Source organism: Klenkia sp. AC732 (genome assembly GCF_979256525.1).
This window is the reverse complement of record NZ_CEEDOS010000110.1, coordinates 1-280: the sequence shown is the minus strand read 5'-3', so window position 1 is coordinate 280 and position 280 is coordinate 1. Positions and strand designations below refer to the sequence as shown.

1 protein-coding gene is annotated in these 280 nt (G+C 72.9%); it reads right to left on the bottom strand.

Translation table 11 applies throughout. The annotated features are described in order from the left end of the window. Positions 1-280 (bottom strand): copper transporter (locus AC0IVP_RS21890; protein ID WP_471759277.1); only part of this gene is annotated, 280 nt, incomplete at both ends.

The window sequence follows — 280 nt, the reverse complement described above, 5'->3', positions numbered from 1 at the left end:
GATCAGCTCGCTGATCACGTCGACCACGTCGCTGTCGACGTCCTCGTTGCCCACGACCACCACGACCGAGCGACCGGTGAGGGTGCCGGCGACCAGCGCGGGGCCGACCTCCTCGGCGAACCCGCCCGTGGCGTCCAGCTGCGCCTGCAGCCCCTGGGTCTCGTCCTCCAGGGCCCGCTTGTCCTCCTGCAGGCCGGTGACCGGGGTGCGCAGGTTGTCGGTCAGCTGGCCGGTGAGGGCGGTGGTCCCGCTGCCGATGCCCAGCGCGCTCGCCAGGAAG